The following is a 24,416-nucleotide window of genomic DNA, read 5'->3' as shown; positions in this document are numbered from 1 at the left end:
CCGTGACCAGACCGGCACGACACCGCTCCAGTGGTTGCACCGGGCGCGGGTGCGGCGGGGCCCGTACCTGCTGGGGACGACGGACCACCCGGGGGGACGGGTGGACGACTCTGCCGCATCCGTGCTCGGGATCGTTCCCGGAGCCGAGCTGATTTCCGGTCAGATGAAGGCGTGTAAAACGTCGTTGTCCGCACCGCGTCCGTCCGGTGGTGTACGCCTGAGTGAATCCGCGACGACGCGTGCGCGACTGTAGTCGGCACGGAAAGGAGAGCACGTCCGGTGCGAGCACTGGGAATCGAAGGCGCCTGGGTCCATGAGCCTCGGGTCTTCGGCGACGCCCGGGGGACCTTCCAGGAGTGGTTCCGTCCCGATGTACTGCACGCCTTCACCGGACGGTCGATGACGGTGGCCCAGGCCAATCGTTCGGTGTCCCGCCGAGGCGTCGTGCGGGGCGTCCACTACAGCGCCGTACCGCCCGGACAGGCCAAGTACGTCACCTGTGTGCGGGGGGCGGTCCTGGACGTGGTGGTCGACCTGCGCACGGGATCGCCCACGTTCGCCCGGTGGGAGGCGGTGACCCTCGACGACCGCACCCACCGGGCGGTGTTCCTGGCCGAAGGGCTGGGCCATGGCTTCGCGGCGCTCACCGACGACGCGACCGTGGTCTATCTGTGCTCCACGCCCTACGCGCCGGAGTTCGAGCGCGGCGTGGATCCGTTCGACAGCGAACTCGGCATCCGCTGGCCGACGGGGCCGGACGCGGTGCTGTCCGACCGGGACCGGCGAGCACCGTCTCTCGCCGAGGCCCGTGCGCGCGGATCACTGCCGCGGTACGCGCCCTTCCCCGGGCCGCACCGGACGTGTCGGCCGGCGGACGATGCGGCGTACGACGACGAAGCGTACGGCCCAGGACCACGGGGCAGGGAGCGGCGATGACGAGATGGCTGGTCACCGGCGCCGGCGGCATGCTCGGGCAGGACCTGGTCCGCCTGCTGGCCGCCCGGGCGGCGGACACGCTCGCCCTGAGCCGGCGTGAACTGGACGTCACCGACCGGCGAGCGGTGTACGCCGCGCTGCGCGCGTCCCGTCCCGGGATCGTGGTCAACTGCGCGGCGTGGACCGATGTCGACGGTGCCGAGCGGCAGGCCGGCGCGGCGCGCGCGGTCAACACGGACGGCGCCCGCCATCTCGCCCTGGCCTGCGCCGCGACCGGAGCCGTGCTCATCCACGTGTCCACCGACTACGTCTTCGCCGGTACCGCTGCCGTCCCCTACCCGGAGACGGCGCCGGCCGAGCCGCGCACCGTCTACGGCCGCACCAAGCTGGACGGCGAACGTGCCGTGCTGGAGGTACTGCCCGGGCGCGGACGCGTCGTCCGCACCGCATGGCTGTACGGCGCCCACGGCTCCAACTTCGTGCGCACGGTGATCGAACGGGGGACGCGGCACCCGTTCCTGGACGTCGTCGACAACCAGTACGGCCAGCCGACCTGGACGGTCGATCTGGCCGGGCTGCTGGTACGGCTGGGTGAGTCCGCCGCTCGTGGTGCCGCCCCGCCGGGCGTCTACCACGCGACCGCCTCGGGCACGACGACCTGGTACCGGCTGGCCCGCGAGATCCTCCGCCTGCTGGGCGGGGATCCGGACAGGATCCGGCCCACGACCACCGCGGCGCTGGGCCGCCTCGCTCCGCGTCCCGCCTACAGCGTCCTGGGACACGCCCGCTGGGCGGCAGCCGGTCTACGTCCCCTCGGGCCCTGGCAGGCGGCCCTCGCCCGGGCACTGCCCGCGCTCGTCGCGGCCGGCCCGCGCCCCTGCCGGGCTTCGAGCCAGCCGCACGGTGACCGGGAAGGGAACGGAATCTGACGGGTGGTGTCTTCGCAGGCTGTCACGACCGCCGTTTTGAAGTGCGGCCCGTCTGATCAATAGGATCCGGCGATGATCAGAAGACAACGGCTGGCGGCGGGTGTGTGTGCTCTGCTCGCCGTCCTGGCGGCCGGGATCGCGTTTCCCTCCGGTGCGGTCGCCGATGAGACGGAGCAGGCCGCTCCGAAGGTCGAACTGGTGCTGGACGTCAGCGGTTCCATGCGCACCCGGGACATTGACGGCGGCACCCGGATGGCGGCGGCGAAGCAGGCGTTCAACGAGGTGTTGGACGCGACGCCCGAGGAGGTGCGGCTCGGCATCCGCACCCTCGGCGCCAACTACCACGGCGACGACCGCAAGGAGGGGTGCAAGGACACCGCGCAGCTCTACCCGGTCGGTCCGCTGAACCGGACCGACGCGAAGACGGCCGTGGCCACGCTGGCGCCGACCGGCTGGACCCCGATCGGGCCCGCGCTGCTGAAGGCGGCGGGTGATCTGGACGGCGGTGCCGGCACCCGGCGTATCGTCCTGATCAGCGACGGCGAGGACACCTGCCAGCCGCTCGACCCGTGCGAGGTGGCCCGGGAGATAGCGGCCAAGGGCATCGGCCTGACCATCGACACCCTGGGCCTGGTGCCGGACGCCAAGACCCGTGAGCAGCTCAGCTGCATCGCGGACGCGACCGGCGGCACCTACACCGATGTCCGGCACAAGGAGGAACTGTCCGACCGGGTCGGCGAGTTGGTCGACCGGGCGGCGGACCCCGTGGTGACGCCGGTGGCGACCGAGGGCGCGGACCGGTGCGAGAAGGCGCCGGCCCTGAAGTCCGGGCTGTACACCGACCGCGAGGAGTTCGGACAGCAGCGCTGGTACAAGGTCGACGTCGAACCCGGCCAGGAGCTGCGCGCCTCGGTGAGCGTGGCGGACGACCGGGCCGTCGACCCGAACTACGGCGTGCTGCTGCGGGCGGTGACCGTGCACGGGCGGGAGATCGTCCGCGGTGAGGCCGACGGCACCGGCCGTACGGACGCCGTCTCCACCGGCCTGCGCTACCCGAAGGCCGACAGCGACGACGACGCGGCACCCGCGGAGACGGTGTGCCTCCAGGTCACCCAGTCGTTCTCGGCGGCCTCGGGCGTGAAGACCACGCCGGGTCTGCCGCTGGAGCTGACCGTCGACGTGGTGGACGGTCCCTCGGGCCACCACGACGTGGCCTCCTTCGGTCTCGGCCGGGGCTGGTGGCTGCTGGGCGCGCTGGTGCTGGCCGGTTTCCTGGCGGGTCTGCTGTGGGGCTGGCTGTCACGCTGGCGGGTCGCGGTCTGGAGGACGAACTGATGCGGATCACACGAGTGCTGGGCGCCGCGCTGCTGGCGCTGGGACTGGCCGCCGGACCGGCCGCCGCCGACTCCTCGCCCTCCCCGAGCGCCTCCGCCGACGGCGCGGCACCCACCCGGGCGGGCACCTCCTTCCGTACGGCGACGGAGATCGAGCAGGGGCAGCGGGCCACCGCGTCCGGCTCCACCGGTGACTACCTGTACTGGTCGTTCGCCGCGGACACCGGACAGCGGCCGACCGTCGAGGCCACGGTGAAGCTGCCGGACACGCACGGCGCGCAGACCTGGCAGCTCGACGTGTACGACGGGCTGCGGCGCCGCCAGGCGTGCCAGTACGGCGCGTCGGCCCGCACCGCCGCGCAGGGCACCGGCTCGGTCGAGCTGGCGTGTGTGCTGCGCACGGTCCGCGGCTGGTCGGAGCAGTGGTCCGACGACCCGCTGCCGGGCACGTACTACGTCCGGCTGACGGTGGTGGACCTCGGCGCCTCCGACCTCGGCCAGCCGGTCGGCGCCGAGGTGCGCGTCGACTCCAAGGACATCGGCGGCGCGGCGGCCGTGGACGGCAGGCTGGGCAAACCGCTCGTCCCGGGCATCGCCGCCAAGTCCGAGGCGGAGAAGAACGGTTCGAAGGGCGCGGTGCTGTCCAGCTTCGGTTCGGACGACGGCTGGTCGTCCGGGTGGTGGTCCGACCGCTGGGTGTGGACCGCGATCGGCGGGGTGCTGGCCGCGCTCGCCGGCATCGGCGGCTACGCGCTGACCCGCGGGTCGGGGCGGCCGTCCCGGGTGCCGCCCGGCGTCTGACGCCGCACGGCTCACTCCCTCCCGTGAAGGCCCGCCGGTCCGGCGGGCCTTCACCCGTCTCACGCCTCCCGCAGCGCCTTGGCGAGCGCGCCGTCCCCGGTCACCGTCACCCGTCCGTCCCGCACGGCGTCGGGCAGGGCCGACTCGCCCCGGGCGATGGCCTCGCAGGTCGCCGCGTCCATAACCAGCCGGGCGTCGGCCGCGCCGGGCGCGGGACCGTCGCCGTACACCGGCCCCTCCTCGGCGCCCACGTTCAGGTGGAAGTCGCCTTCCTCCAGGTGGACTTCGACGACTCCCTCGCCCTCCAGGGCCCGCAGCAGCGGCAGTGCGAACCAGTGCGCGCGGACCGCGTCGGTGGGCCGTCGCTCCCCCAGCTCCGCCTCGCCCCAGCTGCCCAGCGCCTGGAGCACGGGCAGCAACCGCCGCCCGCGGTCGCCGAGTTCGTAGACGTACGCGGCGCCCGGCGGGGGCAGCCGCCGCCGGGTCGCGAGGCCGTCCCGCTCCATGTCCCTCAGCCGTGAGGCGAGTACGTCCGTGCTCACGCCGGGCAGGTCCGCGTGCAGATCCGTGTAGCGGCGGGGGCCGGCGAGCAGCTCCCGGACGATCAGCAGGGTCCAGCGGTCGCCGACGAGGTCGAGGGCGCGGGCTGCGGAGCAGTACTGGTCGTAGCTTCGGCGAGGTGGCATGCGACGCAGTCTAGACACGTTGTTGGACTTTCCAAGCTCCAGCTTGGTAAAACCAAGTAACACGAGTTCCCGGAGGGGCCCATGGAGTTCCGGCAGTCCAACAAGCTCAGCGAGGTGTGCTACGAGATCCGAGGCCCGGTGATCGAGCACGCCAACGCGCTGGAGGAGGCGGGGCACAGCGTGCTCCGCCTGAACACCGGCAACCCCGCGGCCTTCGGCTTCGAGGCGCCGGAGGAGATCGTCCAGGACATGATCCGGATGCTGCCGCAGGCGCACGGCTACACCGACTCCCGCGGTGTCCTCTCCGCCCGCCGCGCGGTCGCCCAGCGCTACCAGAGCCTGGGGCTCGACGTCGGCGTGGACGACGTCTACCTCGGCAACGGCGTCTCCGAACTGGTCTCCATGGCCGTCCAGGCCCTCGTCGAGGACGGCGACGAGATCCTCGTCCCGGCACCGGACTTCCCCCTCTGGACGGCCACCACGACGCTGGCCGGCGGCAAGGCCGTCCACTACCTGTGCGACGAACAGGCCGACTGGAACCCGGACCTCGCCGACATGGCGTCGAAGATCACCGACCGCACCAAGGCCGTGGTCATCATCAACCCGAACAACCCGACCGGCGCGGTCTACCCCAAGGAGGTCGTCGAGGGCATCCTCGACCTGGCCCGCCGGCACGGCCTGATGGTGTTCGCCGACGAGATCTACGACCAGATCCTGTACGACGACGCCGTCCACCACTCGGCCGCCGCGCTCGCCCCCGACCTGGTCGTCCTCACCTTCTGCGGCCTGTCCAAGACCTACCGGGTGGCGGGCTTCCGCTCCGGCTGGCTGGTGGTCACCGGTCCCCGGCAGCACGCCAAGGACTACCTGGAGGGCCTGACCATGTTGGCCTCCATGCGGCTGTGCGCCAACGCCCCCGCGCAGTACGCCATCCAGGCCGCGCTCGGCGGACGCCAGTCCATCCGCGACCTCACCCGGCCCGGCGGCCGGCTGCACGAACAGCGCACCGTGGCCTGGGAGAAGCTCAACGAGATCCCCGGCGTCTCCTGCGTGAAGCCGAAGGGCGCGCTGTACGCCTTCCCGCGCATCGACCCCAAGGTGCACAGGATCCACGACGACGAGAGGTTCGTCCTGGACCTGCTGCTGCGCGAGAAGATCCAGGTGGTCCAGGGCACCGGCTTCAACTGGCCCGCCCCCGACCACTTCCGCATCCTGACCCTGCCGTACGCGGACGACCTGGAGGCGGCGATCGGACGGATCGGCAGGTTCCTCGGCGGGTACCGGCAGTAGCGCGCCCGGCGCACGTCGCCCGTTTCGCTCGCCCGTGCGAAGATCATCCCCGCAGTGGCCGGCCGGCTCCGGCCCATGACCGATGGCCGGGGGCCGATGACCGACGGCCGGGGCCGGTGGCCGGGGCCGATGACCAGGGGGAGCGTCAGTGTTCTCGTACGGAAGACCGTCCTCGGACCGCAGAGCGTCGTCATACGCGCGGTTGTTCTCCCGTGCGGGACGCCGTGCCGGTGTCGCCGTGCTGTGCGCGGCGCTGCTCGGACTCGCGACGCCGGCCGCGCGGGCCGCTCCCACGCCGTCCGCGCCCGCCGCGTCCGCCGCGGGGCAGGAGGCGCGACAGGCCGCGCGGTTCTGGACCGCGCGGCGCATGGCCGGGTCGGAGCCGCTCGACGCGGTACGGCACGCGCCGTCGGCGCCGGGCGCGTCGGCCGCGGCGGCGGCCCGGCCGAAGGGCACTCTGTTCCCGGGGACCCGGCTGGTCGGCACGTTCTTCGGCGCCGACGGGCCGCGCGGCACCACCTGGCACTGCACGGGCAGCGTGATCGACACCAAGGCCCGGAACATCGTGCTCACCGCGGCCCACTGCGCGCTGAACATGAAGAGCGACTACATCTTCGTACCGAAGTTCGTGAAGGGCGCGGCGCCCGACCGGCAGCCGTACGGCATCTTCCACATCCAGCGGATCTTCATCGACCCCCGCTACAAGCCCGACCGAGGGTCGACGACGACCAAGGGGGTCTCGTCCGACCTGGACACCGCGTTCGCCCGGGTCTCGGCCAACCAGTGGGGCAAGTCTCTCCAGGACGCGGTGGGCGGCGGGCTGACCTTCACCCGGCCCGCCGGCTACGCCCTGCGGAACGTCACCGTCGTCGGCTACCCCTCCCACCGGCACAACAGCGCCGGACACGCGGTCAGGTGCACGGTGCCGACCCGGCAGCTCCGCGGCTACCGGCAGCTGTCGATGACCTGCGGCGGCTACTACGGCGGGGTCTCCGGCAGCCCCTGGATCACCGACTACGCGGACGACGCCCGCACCGGGCACGTCATCGGCGACCTCGGCGGGTACCACGGCGGCGGCAACGACGCCGACGTCGACTACGTCAGCTACGCCACCGCGTTCGGCGCCGACGCCGCGAACCTCCTCGCCGACGCCGTCGCCGGTCAGGCCCCGCCCGCCGACCTGCCCCCGTACCGGGGCCTGAAGGGGGCCCTCGCGGGCGGCGCGGCACGCTGGCGCGGGGCAGCGCTGATGGCCTCGGGCGACTACACCGGCGACCGGCACGACGATCTGCTCGTGGTCTGGTCCGACGGCGCGGTCACGCTGCACCCCGGCGACGGCAAGGGCGGCTTCGGGGCCGAGAAGCGGCTGCGCGAGGCCGACTCGGTCTGGACCCGGGCCCGGGCCCTGACCGGCGGCACCTTCACCGGTGACCGGTCGGGACTGCTGGTGCGCTGGGCCGACGGCGGGGTCACGCTCTACCCGCGACCCGGCCCCTCCGGCCTGGGCCGGGAGATCCGGATGGCGGCGCCGGGCTCCGTCTGGAAGAACGCCGTCCAGGTCACCACCGGGTCCTTCGGCGGCAGCCGGGGCACCGGGCTGCTGGTGCGCTGGGCCGACGGGTCGCTCACCCTCCACCCCGAGGCCGGGGCCGACGGCTTCGGCACCGGCACCCGGCTCGTCGCCGCGAACGGCACCTGGGCCAAGGCCGCTTCGCTGACCGGCGGCGACTTCGGCGGCACGGCCACCGGGGACCTGCTGGTGCGCGGGGCCGACGGCGCGCTCGACACGTACACCGACACCTCGGCCGCGGGCCTCGGCACCAGGTCCCGGACGCGCGGGCCGAGCGGCCTGTGGCAGCACGCTCGGGTGCTCACCGCCGGCCGCTTCCGCCACGACGGCTCCGCCGACGACCTGATCGTGCGCTGGTCCGACGGGGAGACCACGCTCTACGCCGACACCGGAGCCACGTCGCTCGGCACCGAGTACACGCTGGTCCACCCCGGCACCTGACCCCCCGTCCGGCAGGGGCCGGCGGGCGGCGGCCGTCTGGCGCAGTCCGTCCTGCGCGCGGCGGCCGCCGTGTGGCACCGTGCCGTCATGGGTGACCTCTTTCTCGTCCGGCACGGGGAGACCGAGTGGTCGCGGTCCGGGCGGCACACCGGCTGGACCGACGTACCGCTCACCGAGCACGGCCGGGAAGAGGCACGCCGGCTGGCGCCGCTGATCCGCCCGCTCCGTATCCAGGCGGCCTTCGTCAGCCCCCTCCGGCGGGCCCGGGAGACCGCCCGGCTCATCGGCGTCCCGGACGCGCGGGTCGACGCCGACCTGCGCGAGTGGGACTACGGCGGGTACGAGGGCGTGACCACCCCGGAGATCCAGCGCGGCCGGCCCGGCTGGTTCCTCTTCACCGACGGCGTCGCGCCCGGACCGCCGGACCACCCGGGCGAGAGCCCCGAGCAGGTCGGGGAGCGCGCCGACCGGATGCTGGCCAAGGCCGACGCCGCCCTCGCCGGCACCGGGGGCGCCGTCGTCCTGATCGCCCACGGTCACTTCCTCCGCGTCCTCACCGCCCGCCGCCTGGGGCTCCCCGCGCGGCACGGGGCGCTCTTCCAGCTCGCCACGGGCGCGCTGGGCCGGCTCGGCACCGAGCACGGGCGGCCGGTGGTGGCGGGCTGGAACATCCGGGCTCCGCAGTAGCGGTGGCGGGCCGCGTCGTTCGGGCCCCGGACCTCCCGGACCCGCGGTAACGCTGCCGGGCCGAACTGCGGGGCCGGGGCCGTCCGGAGCCCGAAGCAGCCGTGCCGGACCGAGCCGCCCGGGCCCGGATCCAGGCCCGCCCGAGTGCGGCGGCGGGCGGGCCGGAGGGCCCCGGCGACCAGTTGGATGACGGCCGCGTACCAGCCGGGCCGGGTGCCGGCCCGGGATCGTGCCGCCGGTGCCGGCCGCGCCGCCGAGGGCACCGAACAGGGAGGCGGCGCCGTGCACGGTGACCGCCGTCCCACCCGATGCGGGACCCTTCCGTTCCCGGAGCCGCCGATGCCGGCCACCACCACGCCCGCCGTCCTGACCGCCCGCGCCGCGCGGACCCGCGTTGTCAGACCCGCCCCGTAGTCTGCTGATGGGTCGTCCGCCGGGCGGCCGCGCACACCGACGGTGCCGGAAGGAGGCTGCCGTGTCCCGACCGCCGACCGTCGCGCAGCGGCGGGTGATCGAGGCCGCCGATCCGGTCACCGGCCGGCTGCGCGGCACCCGATCCCAGCTGGCCGCGCTGGTGCAGCGGGGGCTCGCCTTCCGTCACCCCCGGCCGCCGCACGACCACTTCCTCACCCCGGCGGGCCACCGGATACGGGAGGCGGTGCCCGAGGCGCCCGCCGCACCGGTGCCGGAGGCCGGGGTGTTCGCGGCCCGCGTCGGCGGCGAGGAGGAGCCGCCCGCGTCCGGCCCGGCCCGGCAACGCGAGGTGCACAGCGCCTGGCAGGGCCTGCTGGAGCTGCGCCGGATGACGCATCCCGACGGCGCCGTGGACCGGCCCTGCGGCTGGGAGCGGGCGCATCTGGTGCGGGCCGCGGCGCTCGCGCTGGAGGCGGCCGGGCACCGTCCGGCGGGCGGCGGCGCGGACGGCTACCGGGTCCGGGCCACCCCGCAGCCGGAGGCGGTCGCGGTGTACGCGCCGGATGCGGAGGCGCTGGCGGCCTGCGCGGCCACGCTGGAGGAGGCGGGCTGGCAGACGGGCGAGTACACCGAGCCGCGGACCAGGGCGCGCTATCTGCTGGCCTCGCCGCGCCGGGTGTGACCCGCATGCCGGGATCGGTCGACGCCAGAGCCGGCGCCGGAGTCGACCGCGGAGTCGACCGCGACATCGAACGTGGGCGACCGACCCGGACCCGCTCGGCCTGTAGAGCGCCGGGGCCAGCGCGAAGGCCGGGGGTCGCGGAGTCGGCTCCGTGGCCCCCGGCCGGGTAAGTGCTGGTCGTCGGTGTCAGTGGACAGCGGCGATCTCCTCCCCCGCCTCCATCGGATGGGTGACGTCCTGGGCGTCGCGGCCCCTGCCGATGTGGTTGAAGAGGAGGTTGAGCACCACGGCCATGACGCAGCCGGTGGAGATGCCCGAGTCCAGGACGATCTTCGCGGTCTCGGGGAAGGAGTGGTAGAACTCCGGCGCGGTGATCGGGATGATGCCGACCGCGAGGGACACGGCCACGATCAGCACGTTGTTGTCGCGGTCCAGGCCGGCCCGGACCAGGGTCTGGATGCCGCTGGCCGCGACCGAGCCGAACAGCACGACGCCGGCGCCGCCGAGCACCGGGCGGGGCACGACCGCGATGAGCGAGGCGGCCATCGGACACAGGCCCATCAGGACCAGGAAGCCGCCGCCGGTCGCGACGACGTACCGGCTGCGGATCCGCGTCATCGCGACCAGGCCGATGTTCTGTGCGAAGGCGCTGCACATGAAGCCGTTGAACAGCGGGCTGAGCGCGGAGCCGAGGGTGTCGGCGCGCAGGCCGGCGGCGATGGTCTTCTCGTCGGCGGGCCGTTCGACGATCTCGCCGAGCGCCAGCATGTCGGCGGTCGACTCGGTCATCGAGACCACCATCACCACGCACAGGGAGAGGATCGCGGCGAGCTGGAACTGGGGTGCGCCGAAGTGGAACGGGGTCGGGAAGCCGACCACGTCGGCGTCGGCGACGGGACTGAAGTCGGTGACGCCGAAGGGGATCGCGACAAGAGTGCCGACGATCAGACCGAGCAGGACGGCGATCTGCTTGACGAAGCCCCGGGTGAAGCGGCGCAGCAGCAGGACGATCAGCAGGGTGACACCGGCGAGGGTGAGGTAGGTCGTCGAACCGTAGTCGTCGGCCTTGGGGTCGGGGCCCTGCGCCCAGCCGAAGGCGACCGGCAGCAGGGAGATCCCGATCAGGGTGATGACGGAGCCGGTGACGACCGGCGGGAAGAAGCGGACCGCCTTGCAGAAGACCGGCGCGGCGAGGAAGCCGAGGAGTCCGGCGACGATGACCGCGCCGAAGATGATCGGCAGGGCGTCGGACTTGTCCTCGGTGGAGGCGACGATCGCGGTCATGGGGGCGACACCGGCGAAGGTGACGCCGTTGACGAAGGGCAGCCGGGCGCCGATCTTCCAGAAGCCGAGCGTCTGGAGGAAGGTGGCGAGGCCGGCGGTGAACAGGCAGGCACCGGTGAGGAAGGTCAGGTCGGTGGCGGACAGGCCGATGGCCGCGCCGACGATGAGGGGTGGGGCGACGACTCCTGCGTACATGGCGGCCACGTGTTGTAGACCGCTGGTCGCCATTTTGAGAGCGGGGAGTTTTTCGTCAACTGGATGGGCGGCCACGGCTGCTCCTCCGGGCGGGTGACACGTCGTCACGTGGGTTTCATGGAGGTGGTGCGTGTGGTCGTGCGGGACCGTGACGGGGGTGACGCGTGAGCGGTGGGTGAGCGGTGCGGGGTGACCGTCTCCGGGGCGCGTGCGTCCGCACGGGCCCCGGAGACGGCGTGCCGTGGATCCCGCTCGGATCCACGGGTCCCGGCCGGGAGCCGTCCCTCCCGGCCGGAGTCTGGGGAGAGCCCGGGGCGGATCAGCCCTGGGCTGCGATCCGGGCCAGGCGCTGGGCCTCCTCGCGGGTGGAGGCGGCGACGGCGTCCTCGTCGACGGTGAGCAGGCGGCCGTCCTCGACGATCTGCCGGCCGCCCACGAAGGAGGCGGTGACCGGGGCCGCCGCGCCGAAGACCAGCGCGGTCACCGGGTCGGCGATGGAGGCGTGGGCGAGCGTGTCCATCTTCCACAGCACCACGTCGGCCAGCTTGCCGGGCTCCAGCGAGCCGATCTGTTCGGCCCGGCCGAGGACCCGGGCGCCGCCGTGGGTGCCGAGCCGCAGGGCCTGGCGGGCGTTGAGGGCCGCCTCGCGGTGGGCGCCGAGGCGGTTGATCAGCAGGGCGTTGCGCAGCTCGGTGTGGAGTTCGCCGGACTCGTTGGAGGCGGTGCCGTCGACGCCGAGGCCGACCGGTACGCCCGCCTTCAGCAGGTCGGGGACGCGGGCGATGCCGGCGGCGAGGCGGGCGTTGGACGAGGGGCAGTGGGCGACGCCGGTCCTGGTCCGGGCGAAGGCCGCGATGTCGGAGTCGTTCATGTGGACGCAGTGCGCCATCCACACGTCCTCACCGAGCCAGCCGGTGGACTCGAAGTAGTCGGTGGGGCCCATGCCGAACAGCTCGTGGCAGAACTTCTCCTCCTCCACGGTCTCCGAGCCGTGGGTGTGCAGCCGTACCCCCAGGCGGCGGGCCAACTCGGCGCCCTCACGCATGAGTTCGGTGGAGACGGAGAACGGCGAGCAGGGCGCGACGGCCACCTGGGTCATGGCGTCGAAGGAGGCGTCGTGGTGCTTCTTGACGGTCTCCTCGGTGGCGGCGAGGGCGCCCTGGAGCGTCTCGACGGCGAAGTCCGGCGGCAGACCGCCGTCCTTCTCGCTGCGGTCCATCGAGCCGCGGGCCAGCGTGAAGCGGACGCCCATCTCGGCGGCGGCCCGGATGATCGAGCCGGACAGGTCACCGGTGCCGTGCGGGTAGACGTAGTGGTGGTCCATGGCCGTGGTGACACCGCCCCGGGCCATCATGGCGAGGGAGCCCTGCGCCGCCGCGTACGTCATCTGCTCGTCGATACGCGCCCACGTGGGGTAGAGCGCGACCAGCCAGTCGAACAGGTTGTGGTCGGTGGCCAGGCCCCGGGTGATCCACTGGTAGAAGTGGTGGTGGGTGTTGACCAGACCGGGCGTGGCCAGATGGCCGCGCCCGTCGATCCGGCGCACCACGTTCTCCAGGTTCCCGGGGGCCTTGCCCGCGCCGACCGACTCGATCCGGTTGCCGGCGAGGACGAGGTGTCCGGAGGCGTACTCCGTGTCCGCCGCGTCCACGGTCGCGATCGCGCAGTTCTCGATGACGATGCGCTGGGCTGCCGATGGTGCCATGGTGCTTCCTTGTCTTTCGGTGGCGGCCCGTGGACGCGGGGGGCGTGTCCACGGGGAGGGCACGGCAGGACCCTAGGAGGATTTGAGTGCCGGAGCCGTCTGACGGCTCCGGGTGCCGAGATGGTGGAAGAACAGATTCAGCAGCACGGCGACGAGGGCGCCCGCGCTGATGCCGGAGCCGAGCACGGTCTGGGCCCAGGCCGGGAAGCCGACGTAGAAGGTCGGCGCGGCCAGCGGGATGATGCCGGCGCCGAGGGCCACGGCCACCAGGATGATGTTCGAGCTGTCGTCCAGCCCGGCCTCAGACAGTGTGCGGATGCCGCTGACGGCGATGGAGCCGAAGAGCACGATGCCCGCGCCGCCGAGGACCGGCATGGGCACCAGGGAGACGACCGCGCCGAGCACCGGGAAGGCGCCGAGGACCAGCAGGCTGCCGCCGGCCACGGCGACGACGTAGCGGCTGCGCACCCGGGTGAGCGAGACGACCCCGACGTTCTGGGCGAAGGCGGAGGTGGGGAAGCCGCCGAAGACGGGGCCGAGCAGGGTGGCGAGGCCGTCGGTGCGCAGACCGCGGGTGATGATCTTCGCGTCGGCGCGGCGGTCGCAGATCTCGCCGAGGGCGAGCATGCCGGCCGAGGACTCGGTCATCAGCACCAGCATCACGATGCACAGCGAGAGGATGGCCGCCGGCTGGAACTCGGGGGTGCCGAAGGCGAACGGGGTGGGCAGCGCGGCGACGGGCGCGGACTTCAGGCCGCTGAAGTCGGCCATGCCGAAGGGGATCGCGGCCAGGGTGCCGATGAGCAGGCCGAAGAGCAGGGCGACCTGTTTGACGAAGCCCTTGCCGAAGCGCTGGATCAGCAGGATGACGGCGAGGGTGAATCCGGCGAGCGCGAGGTGCCGCATGGCGCCGAAGTCGGCGGCGGCCTTGTCGCCGCCTTGCGCCCAGCCGACCGGGACGGGCATCAGGGTGACGCCGATCAGGGTGATGACCACGCCGGTGACCAGGGGTGGGAAGAACCGGAGCAGCCGGCCGAAGAACGGGCCGAGCGCCAGGCAGAAGGCGCCGGCGACCATCACCGCGCCGTAGATGGCGGGGAGTTGGTGTCCCTTTCCGTTGGTCTCGGCGATCGCCAGGATGGGGGCGATGCCGGCGGAGGAGGCGGCGTTGACGAAGGGCAGCCGGTTGCCGACGAATCCCTTGACGCCGATGGTCTGGAGGATGGTCGCGACGCCGGCGATGAGCAGGCTCGCGGCGATGAGCCGGGTGCGGGCCGCGATGTCGAGTCCGCAGGCCTGGCCGATGATGAGCGGAGGAGTGACGACGCCCGCGTACATGGCGGCGATGTGCTGGAGCGCGGCGGGGACGAGCCGCGATACGTGGAGCTTCTCGTCCACCGGGTGCACGGACGTGACGGCGTCCTCGATGTGCTCCGGCGGGGTGGAACAGGGGGCTGTGGCGGGCCCCTTCGCAGGCAGTGCCATTTTGTTCCCTCCGGTGTGGCGTGCCCCCGGCCCGGGTGGCGGGGCCGGGGGCACGCGTCCCGCGTCAGAGGTTGGTCATGTCGACCGGGATGAGCTGCTCGGCGCCGTCCCGCAGGATGGTGGCCTCGATCAGGCCGTAGGGGCGGTCGGCGGCGAAGTAGACGGCGCCGTCCTTGGCCTCGTTGTCGATCCCGAAGGGCGACAGGTCCGAGCGGAAGTGGTGCTTGTTGGGCATCGAGAAACGGATCTCCTCGACCTCGTCGCGCGAGTTCAGCACCCGCACGCCCATCTCGAAGAGGGTCTGCTGGAGCGAGTACGAGTAGGTCTCGGCGAACGCCTGGAGCGCGTGCTTGCGCACCCCGTTGTACGAGCGGTCCCAGTCCGGGGCGTGCGAGTCGACGCCGTCCCAGTTGTGCCGCCACCAGGTGGAGACGGTGGTGGCGAGTATGCGGTCGTAGTCCTCCTGAAGGGTGGTGTACTTGTCCTTGAGGAAGCCGAAGAACTCGGAGTTGGTCGAGTTCAGGACGGTGAGGTCCTTGAACCCGGAGAGCACCTGGATGCCGTGGCCGTCGTAGGTGATCTGCGCGACGCGGGTCTCCTGGCCCTTGCGGACGAAGGAGTGGGCGATCTCGTCGGCGCCGACGAAGCGGGCACCGGACTGCGAGGTCTCGATCCGCTCCCAGGCGTACTCCTCGATGCGGATGCGGGCCCGGTGGATCGGCTCGTTGTTGTCCACGAAGTGGCGGGCGAGCTTGACGCCGAGGTCCTCGGCGCTCACGATGCCGTGTTCCTTGGCGAAGGCGTACACCGTGTTCTTGGTGGTGTCGGTCGGCAGGACGTTCGCGTTGGAACCGCTGCGGTGGACCTCCTCCATGTCGCCGGAGAGGGCGACGGAGACGTTCAGGTCCTTGATGTGGTGCGTGTCGCCGTCACGCGTGATCTTGACAACGCGGTTCTCGGACTTGCCGTACTGGTTCTGTCCCAGGACGAAACGGGTCATGGTGTCGGTCAGCTCCCTCGGTAAACGGAGTAGCCGAACGGGTTGAGCAGCAGCGGAACGTGGTAGTGCTCGCCGGGCACCACCGCGAAGGCGATGGTGACCTCGGGGAAGAACACCGGTCGGCCGTTCTCGCTGTCCCGGAGCGCGGGGGCGTCCTGCTGGGCCGCGGCTTGTTTCTTGGCGAAGTACGGCTCGGTGTCGAAGTCGAGCCGTACGTGGGTGGTTCCCTCCGGCAGAGCCGGGAGATCCTTGCACCGCCCGTCCGCGTCGGTGGCCGAACCGCCGAGTTCGCGCCACTGGGCGTCGCGCCCGGAGCGGGCGGAGAGGCGGACGGGGACGGCCTCGGCGGGCCGGCCGGCGGAGGTGTCCAGGATGTGCGTGGACACCGAGGCCGTGGTGCTGGTGCTCATGGCTGCTGTCAGTCCTCTTCGACGAGTCGTGCCAGTCGGATGCGGTTGATCTTCCCCAGCTCCGTGCGGACGATCTCCCGCTCCCGCTCCGGCGAGTTCCCGATCCGCTCCTTGACGGCGTCCCGCATCTGCTCACCGGTCCTGCCGGTGGCGCAGATCAGGAAGACATGGCCGAACTTCTCCTGGTAGGCCAGGTTGAGTTCGAGCATCTCCGCCTTGAGCTGCTCGGAGGCGCCGGCCATGCCGCGCTGTTCCCGGGCCGAGGCGGGGTCCCCCGGCTTGGGGCGGCCGATCGGCGGGTGCCCGGCCATGGCCTCCCGGAGATCCTTGGCGGTCAGCTCCGCCGTGGCGGCGTCGCTGGCTGCGTAGAGATCCTCGGGGCCGGCGTAGGGACGGGCGGCCAGCAGCCGCCGTGCCCACACCGTGGAGCTGCACGCCTCGTGGAGCGCGGCGAGCGCGTCGCCCTCCGGCGAGGTGTTGAAGCGGGCCAGGCCCGGCGGCGTGGAAGTCGAAGTCACGGGTGCCTCCGTGGCCTTGTGCTGAACGGGCTGCGGATAGCTAACGCCCTCGGAAACATGACGTCAACAGTTTGTTGAAAATTCTGAGTAACAAATACGAGGGCTTCACGACAGGGTCGAACGGCCCTCCGCCGAAACGCCGGGAGCCGCCGTCCGGACAGGCCGGACGGCGGCTCCACAAGGGCCCGGTCAGCTCTCTTTCTGGCGGTTCAGGTAGTTGTAGACGGTGAAGCGGCTGACGCCGAGGGCGCCGGCGACGGTCTCCACGCCGTGCCGCACCGAGAAGGCCCCGCGGGCCTCCAGCACCCGGACGACCTCCTGTTTGGCCTTGCGGTCCAGATCCGCGAGGGGCATGCCCTTGCGGCGCTCCATCGCGGCCAGGATGTGGTCGAGGGAGTCGGCGAGCTGCGGCAGCCGCACGGCGACGGCCGCCGCACCCTCCCAGGTCAGCACCACGTCGTCGGGGCACGCCTCGTCCGGCGGCAGCATCTCGCCGCCGATCGCGTCGACCAGCGGCTTCACGGCCGCGATGAACGACTCGTCCCCGGTGCCGGTCACTCGCTCTCCCCGATCACGTTGACCTGGAGCGAGATGCGGGTGGCGCCGGCCGCGAGCGACCTGCGCAGCAGCGCGTCCACCGCGGTGAGCACGGCGTCCGCACCGCCCTCCGCGGTGTTGCCGAACGGTCCCACGTCCAGGGCGTCCAGCCGGGCCGCCTCGACGACCTCGCGGGCGACCACGGCGTGCGGCGGCGCCTCGTCGAGGTCGAAGGGCTCGGTCGTGAACTCCACTCTCAATCGCACGCGCACAACCTAACGCCCGGCACGCCTTTCCGCGCAGCCTCGGCCCGCCCCGGACCCGGCCGCCGCGCACAGGCGGCCCGGCCGGTGCGCGGCCATCGGGGCGACCCCCCTTGACAAGCGGCGACACACAACGGCAATCTTCCATTAAGCAGAAACGAACTTCCGTAATACGGAAACTCGACCACGGAAGGGAGCGCGGCCCCGATGCCGGGTTTCAGCTGGAGCACCGCCGCAGACCAGCGCTTCAACGTCAACCTGTCGATCCTCTTCACGGAACTCCCGCTCCTGGAGCGTCCCGCGGCCGCCGCCGCGGCCGGTTTCACCGCGGTCGAGCTGTGGTGGCCCTGGATCGAGACCCCCACCCCCGAGCAGGCCGAACTCGACGCGCTGCGCAAGGCGATCGAGGACGCGGGCGTCCGGCTCACGGGGCTGAACTTCTACGCCGGGCGGCTGCCGGGCCCGGACCGCGGCGCGCTGTCGATCCCCGGCGCGGAGTCGGAGAGGTTCCGCGCCAACATCGACGTGGCCATCGCCTTCGCGGGACCCCTCGGCTGCACGACGTTCAACGCCCTGTACGGCAACCGCGTCGACGGCGTGGACCCGGCCGAGCAGGACGCGCTCGCCCTGGAGAACCTGGTGCTCGCGGCCCGGGCCGTCGGCCGGGTCGGCGGGACCGTCCTGATCGAGGCGCTCAACCGGCCCGAGTCGCCGAAGTGCCCGATCGTGAGCGCGCCCAAGGCGATCGAGATCGTCGACGAGGTGAACGCGGCGACGGGCCTCGGGAACGCCAAGTTCCTGATGGACCTCTACCACCTGTCCATGAACGGCGAGGACCTGCCCTCGGTGATCGAGCGGTACGCGGCGCGCACCGGGCACGTGCAGATCGCCGACAACCCCGGCCGCGGCGCCCCCGGGACGGGCTCGCTCCCGCTTCAGGAGCTGCTGGGCCTGTTGCGGAAGGCCGGTTACGACGGCTGGGTCGGCCTGGAGTACAAGCCGGGCGACCGTCCGAGCGCCGAGTCCTTCGACTGGCTCCCGCGCGAAGCGCGCGCCGCTCGCTGAACCCCCTTGACTTTGCAGAGCAGTTAGAGAGGCACCCCCGATGAGCACCCTTGCAGACAGCTCCCGTCCCGCGATCGCCTGGATCGGCCTCGGCATCATGGGCTCGCCCATGTCCGAGAACCTGATCAAGGCGGGTTACCCGGTCACCGGGTTCACGCTGGAGCAGGAGAAGCTGGAGCGCCTGGCCGCCGCCGGCGGCACGGCCGCCCCCTCCATCGCCGAGGCCGTCCGCGACGCCGACGTGATCATCACGATGGTGCCCGCCTCCCCGCAGGTCGAGGCCATCGCCTACGGCCCGGACGGCATCCTGGAGAACGCGAAGCGGGGCGCCCTGCTGATCGACATGTCCTCGATCACCCCGCAGACCTCCGTGGACCTCGCCAAGGCCGCCGCGGACAAGGGCATCCGGGTGCTGGACGCCCCGGTGTCCGGCGGTGAGGCCGGCGCCGTCGAGGCCGTTCTGTCGATCATGGTCGGCGGCGAGCAGGCCGACTTCGACGAGGCCGGGCCGATCTTCGAGGCGCTCGGCAAGACCATCGTGCTCTGCGGTCCGCACGGCTCCGGCCAGACCGTGAAGGCCGCCAACCAGCTCATCGTCGCCGTGAACATCCAGGCGTGCGCCGAGGCCGTGGTCTTCCTGGAGAAGTCCGGCGTGGACCTGAAGGCCGCCCTGGACGTCCTCAACGGCGGGCTGGCGGGTTCCACCGTGCTGACGCGGAAGAAGGACAATTTCCTGAACCGCGACTTCCGGCCGGGCTTCCGCATCGACCTGCACCACAAGGACATGGGCATCGTCACCGACGCCGCGCGCAACGTCGGCGCGGCCCTGCCGGTCGGCGCCGTGGTCGCCCAGCTCGTCGCCAGCCTGCGCGCCCAGGGCGACGGCGGCCTGGACCACTCGGCCCTGCTGCGGGCCGTGGAGCGCCTGTCCGGCGCCCGGGTCTGACCGCTCCGCACAGACTTCCGGGCCGCGGTGCCGCCGACACCTGTCCTGTCGCGCCCAGGCGGTACCGCGGCCCGGAATCCACCCCTGCCCCCCTTGTTCAACAAACCGTTGAATTCTACTTCAACAAACTGTTGACTCCCCTGGTCGGGCGTTCCTACTCTCAGTCCACCGTCCCCAGGCTCAGCAGTCCGTTCGGAAGGTCCCCATGTCGAAGCGCGTGCTCACGACCGAGTCCGGCGCCCCCGTCGCCGACAACCAGAACTCCGCCTCCGCCGGCGTCGGCGGGCCGCTCCTCCTCCAGGACCAGCAGCTTCTGGAGAAGCTCGCGCGCTTCAACCGCGAGCGGATCCCGGAGCGCGTGGTGCACGCCCGGGGCTCCGGCGCCTACGGCCACTTCGAGGTGACCGACGACGTCACCGGCTACACCCACGCCGACTTCCTCAGCGCGGTCGGCAAGCGCACCGAGGTCTTCCTCCGCTTCTCGACGGTCGCCGACTCGCTCGGCGGCGCGGACGCCGTCCGTGACCCGCGCGGCTTCGCGGTGAAGTTCTACACCGAGGAGGGCAACTACGACCTCGTCGGCAACAACACCCCGGTCTTCTTCATCAAGGACCCGATCAAGTTCCCCGACTTCATCCACTCGCAGAAGCGCGACCCGTTCACCGGCAGGCAGGAGCCGGACAACGTCTGGGACTTCTGGGCGCACTCCCCCGAGGCCACGCACCAGGTGACCTGGCTGATGGGCGACCGCGGCATCCCGGCGTCGTACCGCCACATGGACGGCTTCGGCTCGCACACCTACCAGTGGACGAACGAGGCCGGAGATGCCTTCTTCGTCAAGTACCACTTCAAGACCGACCAGGGCATCCGCTGCCTGAGCAGCGAGCAGGCCGCGGAGATCGCGGGCAAGGACCCCAACTCGCACCAGACGGACCTGCTCCAGGCCATCGAGCGCGGGGTGCGCCCGTCCTGGACCCTGTACGTCCAGGTCATGCCGGCGGCCGAGGCCGAGAACTACCGCTTCAACCCGTTCGACCTCACCAAGGTGTGGCCGCACCGGGACTACCCGCTCAAGCGCGTGGGCCGCCTGGTGCTGGACCGCAACCCGGACAACGTCTTCGCCGAGGTCGAGCAGGCCGCGTTCTCCCCGAACAACTTCGTGCCCGGCATCGGCCCGTCCCCGGACAAAATGCTCCAGGGCCGCCTGTTCGCCTACGCGGACGCCCACCGCTACCGGCTCGGCGTCAACCACACCCTGCTCGCCGTGAACTCCCCCAAGGCGGTCCCCGGCGGTGCGCGGAACTACGGCCGCGACGGCTTCATGGCGGTCAACGGCCAGGGCCGCGACGCCAGGAACTACGAGCCGAACTCCTACGACGGCCCGGTGGAGACCGGCCGCCCGCTGTCGGCCCCGCTCCCGGTCTCGGGCCACACGGGCAACCACGAGGCCCCGATCCACACCAAGGACGACGACTTCTTCCAGGCCGGCGAGCTGTACCGTCTGATGCCCGAGGACGCGAAGTCCCGCCTGATCGCGAACATCGCCGGCGGCCTGTCGCAGGTCTCCCGCAACGACGTGATCGAGAAGAACCTGGCCCACTTCCACGCCGCCGACCCCGAGTACGGCAAGCGTGTGGAGGAGGCGGTCCGCGCCCTGCGCGAGGACTGAGCACCCAGACTGCGTCCGGGACGTGACGGGGAGGTCATGCCCCGGACGCGAAGACCCCGCCGCCAGGTGATCCGGATGAGGGGTGATCACCCGGTACGGCGGGCAGGGCGAGGACCGCGGTGGCGTGCGAGCCAGTGCGGTGGTGAAAGAGATCGCGGTTCCCTTCTCGACCAGAGGGAAGGAACCCGGCTCCGTCGCACCCACCGCGGTCCCAGCCCCTCCCTCCGGGAGCGTTCCGGAGGGACTCCCGCTCCGTCCGGCGGCGCGAACGACCTGTCGCGCCCGGCCTCGCGCCGTCGGACGGCCACCACATGGCGAAGCGCCCCCTGGTCAGGGGGCGCTTCGCCATGTGGTGGCCGTCCCCGCTCCGGCGTGCGCATCCCCCGCCCGCGCAGCACGCTGAAGGCATGGGCAATCCCGCGCAGTACCCGCACATCGTGGTCCACTCCCCGGCCCTGGACGGCTCCCGGCGCGTCACCGAGGGGGACGTGACCCTGGGGATCGCGTCCCACCTGGACGACGTCGTGGAGATCCTCCGGCTGGCCGACCTGGACCGGATCGAGGTGGAGGTGAGCGACCTGATCGAATGGCAGGGCGGCGGCCCGGACGACTGGCCGGGGCTGTCGGAGCACGAGCTGTAGCGGGGCCGCGTACGGCAGGGTCCGTAGCCGGGCTACGCAACCCTCAAATCAAGCTCTGAACAGCGCGGACTAGGCTTCGACAGCCCCCGTTCCCGGGCATGTTCAGGGCAGGCGGGGCCCGCCGGCACGGGGGCTGCGGGCCCCGCACGGGGGGTGTCTCATGGGCCGTACGACGTCGATTCCGATCCCGCCGGACCCGTGCGCGGTCGCGCTGCTGCGCGGGGGCGACCGCGCCGCCGTGACCGTCGCCGTCCTCGGACTGCACCTGAGCGGGGTGGTCGAGGCGGGCCGTCCGGGCACGCTGCGCAAGACCGCGACGGGCGGTGCCGGGCCCTTCCGGCACCCGCTGGAGAAGGCGGTCCGCACCGGCCTCTACCGGCCGGCGGGACCACGGGAACTGCCCGGCCGCGCCGTGGTGCGGCGGACCCTGGCCCGGATGCGGGCCGAACTGGCGGCGCGGGGACTGCTGCGGACGCTGCCGCCCGGCCGTACCCGCGCCGCCCGCCGCAGCCTGGCGGCGCTGCGCGCGCGCCACCCGCTGCCCGACGGCGCCGACGGCCTGCCGGAGGAGGAGGTGCTGTTCGCCGTCGCGCTGTACGGCGAGCGGGCCCTGGCCGTTCTGGTGCCGCGGTTCGCCCGCGCGGCGGGACTCACCGGCCGTGGCGCGCTCGCGGACGAGGGCCGCTTCCCGTTCGCCCGCGGCGACGGCTCCCGCCGCCTCCTCGACGGCGCCTACCTGGCCGCCTGGGACGACGACGACCGCGACGGCGGGCACGGTGCCCACGGCCGCCATGACCACGGCGGCGGGCACGGTGGTGGCCTTGACCACGGCGGACACGGTCACGGCGGACACGGTCACGGCGGCGGGCACGACCACGGCGGCGGATGCGGGGGCGGCGGCTTCGGCTGAGGTCCGCACGGTCCTCGCGCGGACACGGCGAAGGGACGGCCCGTCCTCCCCGGCGGGCCGCCCCTTCGCCGTCGGCCGCGTCAGACCTTCAGCGTCCTGATCGACGTCGGCGCGTGACCGGGCTCGGTGGCCAGGTCCTCGAACTCGGAGATGTCGCTGATGTCCATGGTGCGGCTCATCGAGATGTTGGTGATCCGCTCCAGGATCGCCTCGACGACGACCGGCACCCGGTACTCGGCGGCCAGCTTCTTCGCCTGCTCGAACGCGGCGCCCAGCTGGTCCGGCTCGGTGACCCGGATGGCCTTGCAGCCCAGGCCCTCGGCGACCTTGACGTGGTCGACGCCGTAGACCCCGATCTCGGGCGTGTTGATGTTCTCGAACTCCAGGTTCACCTGGAAGTCGATGTCCAGGCCGATCTGCGCCTGGCGGATCAGCCCCAGGTAGGCGTTGTTCACCAGCACGTGGACGTACGGGATGCGGTGCTGCGCGGCGACCGCCAGCTCCTCGATCATGAACTGGAAGTCGTAGTCGCCGGAGAGCGCGACGACCGGGGCGTCCGGGTCGGCCTTGGCGACGCCGATCGCGGCCGGGATGGTCCAGCCGAGCGGGCCGGCCTGACCGCAGTTGATCCAGTGGCGCGGCTTGTAGACGTGCAGCATCTGCGCGCCGGCGATCTGGGAGAGGCCGATCGTGGTGACGTACCGGGTGTCCGGGCCGAACGCCTTGTTCATCTCCTCGTACACCCGCTGCGGCTTCATCGGCACGTCGTCGAAGTGCGTACGGCGCAGCAGGGTCGCCTTGCGCTCCTGGGTGGAGGCGACCCAGCCGGCGCGGTCGGGCAGCCGGCCGGCCGCCTTCAGCTCCCGGGCGACCTCGACGAACAGCTCCAGCGCGGCCTTGGCGTCGGAGACGACACCGTAGTCCGGCGGGAAGATCTTGCCGATCTGGGTGGGCTCGATGTCGACGTGGACGAACGTGCGGCCCTCGCGGTAGACCTCGAGCTTGTAGCCGGTGTGGCGGTTGGCCCAGCGGTTGCCGATGCCGAGGACGAAGTCGGACTCCAGGAAGTTGGCGTTGCCGTACCGGTGCGAGGTCTGCACGCCGACCATGCCGGCGTTCAGCTCGTGGTCGTCGGGCAGCGTGCCCCAGCCCATCAGGGTCGGGATGACCGGGGTCCGGGTCAGCTCGGCGAACTCCACCAGCAGGTCGGTGGCGTCGGCGCCGATGACGCCGCCGCCGGCGACGATGACCGGACGCTCGGAGGCCAGGAGGTAGGAGAGGGCCTTCTCGATCTGGGCGCGGGTCGCGGCGGGCTTGTAGACCGGCAGCGGCTCGTAGGTCTCCGGGTCGAACTCGATCTCGGTGAGCTGGACGTCGATCGGGAGGTCGATCAGCACCGGGCCGGGACGGCCGGAGCGCATCAGGTGGAAGGCCTGCTGGAAGACGCCGGGGACCTGCGCGGCCTCCAGCACGGTGACCGCCATCTTCGTGACCGGCTTGGCGATCGAGGCGATGTCGACGGCCTGGAAGTCCTCCTTGTGGATCACGTGGGTGGGCGCCTGGCCCGTGATGCACAGGATCGGGATGGAGTCGCCGATGGCGGAGTAGAGGCCGGTGATCATGTCGGTGCCGGCCGGACCCGAGGTGCCGATACAGACGCCGATGTTGCCCGGCTGGGTGCGGGTGTAGCCCTCGGCCATGTGGGAGGCACCCTCGACGTGGCGGGCGAGGGTGTGGTTGATGCCGCCACCCTCCTTGAGCGCCTTGTAGAACGGGTTGATCGCGGCGCCCGGCACACCGAAGGCGTCGGTGACGCCCTCGCGCTTGAGGATCTCAACTGCCGCGCGGGCAGCGGTCATACGAGCCATCGAGTACTCCTGCTTCGGCTTCTCGGATGCGTACTACCGGCGCGCCCCGCGGTGAGCACGGTCTCCCGATCGTCGGTCTCCGCGACGGCTCCGGACGGCGTCCCGAGTAATTTCCGTATCGCGGAATATAACTTCTACTATCTGGAAGCA

23 protein-coding genes and 1 pseudogene are annotated in these 24,416 nt (G+C 72.2%); 14 read left to right on the top strand and 10 right to left on the bottom strand.

All coding sequences use genetic code 11. From position 1 onward, the window contains the following. From IF37_RS45490 to IF37_RS0104465, 5 genes and pseudogenes are all read left to right on the top strand, one after another. Positions 1-103, top strand: a pseudogene (locus tag IF37_RS45490) (AraC family transcriptional regulator); the annotation flags it as partial. Between the two features lie 176 nt (positions 104-279). After that, the gene (gene rfbC / locus IF37_RS0104480; protein ID WP_063886356.1) at positions 280-936 is read left to right on the top strand and encodes a dTDP-4-dehydrorhamnose 3,5-epimerase; all 657 of its coding nucleotides are present in this window, start codon (positions 280-282) and stop codon (positions 934-936) included. Continuing rightward, positions 933-1,865: a dTDP-4-dehydrorhamnose reductase gene (rfbD, locus tag IF37_RS0104475; protein ID WP_030736442.1), complete on the top strand. Its 933-nt coding sequence runs from the start codon at positions 933-935 to the stop codon at positions 1,863-1,865. The genes rfbC and rfbD overlap by 4 nt, the downstream gene beginning before the upstream one ends. 72 nt (positions 1,866-1,937) lie before the next feature. Next, positions 1,938-3,200 carry a VWA domain-containing protein gene (locus IF37_RS0104470; protein ID WP_030736440.1) on the top strand — a complete coding sequence of 421 codons (1,263 nt, stop codon included), beginning with the start codon at positions 1,938-1,940 and terminating at the stop codon, positions 3,198-3,200. After that, the gene (locus IF37_RS0104465; protein ID WP_030736437.1) at positions 3,200-4,000 is read left to right on the top strand and encodes a hypothetical protein; all 801 of its coding nucleotides are present in this window, start codon (positions 3,200-3,202) and stop codon (positions 3,998-4,000) included. The genes IF37_RS0104470 and IF37_RS0104465 overlap by 1 nt, the downstream gene beginning before the upstream one ends. Positions 4,001-4,059: 59 nt before the next feature. Here IF37_RS0104465 and IF37_RS0104460 read toward each other — a convergent pair whose 3' ends face one another. Continuing rightward, positions 4,060-4,686 (bottom strand): winged helix-turn-helix transcriptional regulator, encoded by a 627-nt coding sequence (locus IF37_RS0104460; protein WP_030736434.1) that lies wholly within the window; start codon positions 4,684-4,686, stop codon positions 4,060-4,062. Between the two features lie 81 nt (positions 4,687-4,767). Here IF37_RS0104460 and IF37_RS0104455 point away from each other — a divergent pair, with 81 nt between their 5' ends. From IF37_RS0104455 to IF37_RS0104435, 4 genes are all read left to right on the top strand, one after another. Beyond that, positions 4,768-5,976, top strand: a complete 1,209-nt coding sequence (locus IF37_RS0104455; RefSeq protein ID WP_030736431.1) for a pyridoxal phosphate-dependent aminotransferase — start codon at positions 4,768-4,770, stop codon at positions 5,974-5,976. A gap of 202 nt (positions 5,977-6,178) precedes the next feature. Continuing rightward, entirely contained in the window at positions 6,179-7,987 is a 1,809-nt protein-coding gene (locus tag IF37_RS0104450; protein WP_253915640.1) for a serine protease, read from the top strand. A gap of 87 nt (positions 7,988-8,074) precedes the next feature. Then, on the top strand, positions 8,075-8,674 hold the full coding sequence (locus tag IF37_RS0104445; RefSeq protein WP_030736425.1) for a histidine phosphatase family protein: 600 nt from the start codon (positions 8,075-8,077) through the stop codon (positions 8,672-8,674). A 475-nt stretch (positions 8,675-9,149) separates the two neighbouring features. Then, complete coding sequence (locus IF37_RS0104435; protein ID WP_030736419.1) at positions 9,150-9,770, top strand: hypothetical protein; 621 nt, start codon at positions 9,150-9,152, stop codon at positions 9,768-9,770. A gap of 186 nt (positions 9,771-9,956) precedes the next feature. Here IF37_RS0104435 and IF37_RS0104430 read toward each other — a convergent pair whose 3' ends face one another. The 8 genes from IF37_RS0104430 to IF37_RS0104395 all read right to left on the bottom strand — a co-directional run bounded on the left by IF37_RS0104430 (position 9,957) and on the right by IF37_RS0104395 (position 17,170). Continuing rightward, positions 9,957-11,324 carry a nucleobase:cation symporter-2 family protein gene (locus tag IF37_RS0104430; protein WP_030736416.1) on the bottom strand — a complete coding sequence of 456 codons (1,368 nt, stop codon included), beginning with the start codon at positions 11,322-11,324 and terminating at the stop codon, positions 9,957-9,959. A gap of 244 nt (positions 11,325-11,568) precedes the next feature. After that, the gene (locus tag IF37_RS0104425) at positions 11,569-12,954 is read right to left on the bottom strand and encodes an 8-oxoguanine deaminase (protein WP_030736413.1); all 1,386 of its coding nucleotides are present in this window, start codon (positions 12,952-12,954) and stop codon (positions 11,569-11,571) included. A 72-nt stretch (positions 12,955-13,026) separates the two neighbouring features. Beyond that, positions 13,027-14,439, bottom strand: a complete 1,413-nt coding sequence (locus IF37_RS0104420; protein WP_030736410.1) for a nucleobase:cation symporter-2 family protein — start codon at positions 14,437-14,439, stop codon at positions 13,027-13,029. 64 nt (positions 14,440-14,503) lie between these two features. Then, positions 14,504-15,439, bottom strand: a complete 936-nt coding sequence (gene pucL / locus IF37_RS0104415; protein WP_030736407.1) for a factor-independent urate hydroxylase — start codon at positions 15,437-15,439, stop codon at positions 14,504-14,506. A gap of 8 nt (positions 15,440-15,447) precedes the next feature. Beyond that, positions 15,448-15,849: a hydroxyisourate hydrolase gene (gene uraH / locus IF37_RS0104410; RefSeq protein WP_030736404.1), complete on the bottom strand. Its 402-nt coding sequence runs from the start codon at positions 15,847-15,849 to the stop codon at positions 15,448-15,450. Positions 15,850-15,857: 8 nt separating this feature from the next. Further along, positions 15,858-16,367 carry a 2-oxo-4-hydroxy-4-carboxy-5-ureidoimidazoline decarboxylase gene (gene uraD, locus IF37_RS0104405; RefSeq protein ID WP_030736401.1) on the bottom strand — a complete coding sequence of 170 codons (510 nt, stop codon included), beginning with the start codon at positions 16,365-16,367 and terminating at the stop codon, positions 15,858-15,860. A gap of 189 nt (positions 16,368-16,556) precedes the next feature. Next, the gene (locus tag IF37_RS0104400) at positions 16,557-16,925 is read right to left on the bottom strand and encodes a helix-turn-helix domain-containing protein (protein WP_030736398.1); all 369 of its coding nucleotides are present in this window, start codon (positions 16,923-16,925) and stop codon (positions 16,557-16,559) included. Next, positions 16,922-17,170 carry a hypothetical protein gene (locus IF37_RS0104395; RefSeq protein WP_037855633.1) on the bottom strand — a complete coding sequence of 83 codons (249 nt, stop codon included), beginning with the start codon at positions 17,168-17,170 and terminating at the stop codon, positions 16,922-16,924. The genes IF37_RS0104400 and IF37_RS0104395 overlap by 4 nt, the downstream gene beginning before the upstream one ends. 204 nt (positions 17,171-17,374) lie before the next feature. Between IF37_RS0104395 and IF37_RS0104390 the strand changes: the two genes are divergently transcribed. The 5 genes from IF37_RS0104390 to IF37_RS0104370 all read left to right on the top strand — a co-directional run bounded on the left by IF37_RS0104390 (position 17,375) and on the right by IF37_RS0104370 (position 22,398). Beyond that, positions 17,375-18,232, top strand: a complete 858-nt coding sequence (locus IF37_RS0104390; RefSeq protein ID WP_030736393.1) for a TIM barrel protein — start codon at positions 17,375-17,377, stop codon at positions 18,230-18,232. A 40-nt stretch (positions 18,233-18,272) separates the two neighbouring features. Beyond that, entirely contained in the window at positions 18,273-19,178 is a 906-nt protein-coding gene (locus IF37_RS0104385; protein ID WP_030736390.1) for a 2-hydroxy-3-oxopropionate reductase, read from the top strand. A 205-nt stretch (positions 19,179-19,383) separates the two neighbouring features. Then, positions 19,384-20,847: a catalase gene (locus IF37_RS0104380; protein ID WP_030736387.1), complete on the top strand. Its 1,464-nt coding sequence runs from the start codon at positions 19,384-19,386 to the stop codon at positions 20,845-20,847. A gap of 407 nt (positions 20,848-21,254) precedes the next feature. After that, the gene (locus IF37_RS0104375) at positions 21,255-21,488 is read left to right on the top strand and encodes a hypothetical protein (protein WP_030736384.1); all 234 of its coding nucleotides are present in this window, start codon (positions 21,255-21,257) and stop codon (positions 21,486-21,488) included. Between the two features lie 160 nt (positions 21,489-21,648). Then, positions 21,649-22,398: a hypothetical protein gene (locus IF37_RS0104370; protein ID WP_030736381.1), complete on the top strand. Its 750-nt coding sequence runs from the start codon at positions 21,649-21,651 to the stop codon at positions 22,396-22,398. An 80-nt stretch (positions 22,399-22,478) separates the two neighbouring features. Here IF37_RS0104370 and gcl read toward each other — a convergent pair whose 3' ends face one another. Then, positions 22,479-24,266, bottom strand: a complete 1,788-nt coding sequence (gene gcl / locus IF37_RS0104365; RefSeq protein WP_079165544.1) for a glyoxylate carboligase — start codon at positions 24,264-24,266, stop codon at positions 22,479-22,481. Positions 24,267-24,416: the final 150 nt, after the last annotated feature.

Origin of the sequence: Streptomyces sp. NRRL S-31 (assembly GCF_000718775.1) — a bacterium.
GTDB lineage: Bacteria > Actinomycetota > Actinomycetes > Streptomycetales > Streptomycetaceae > Streptomyces.
Note: the sequence above shows the minus strand (reverse complement) of the source record. Positions and strands in the feature narration are given on the sequence as shown.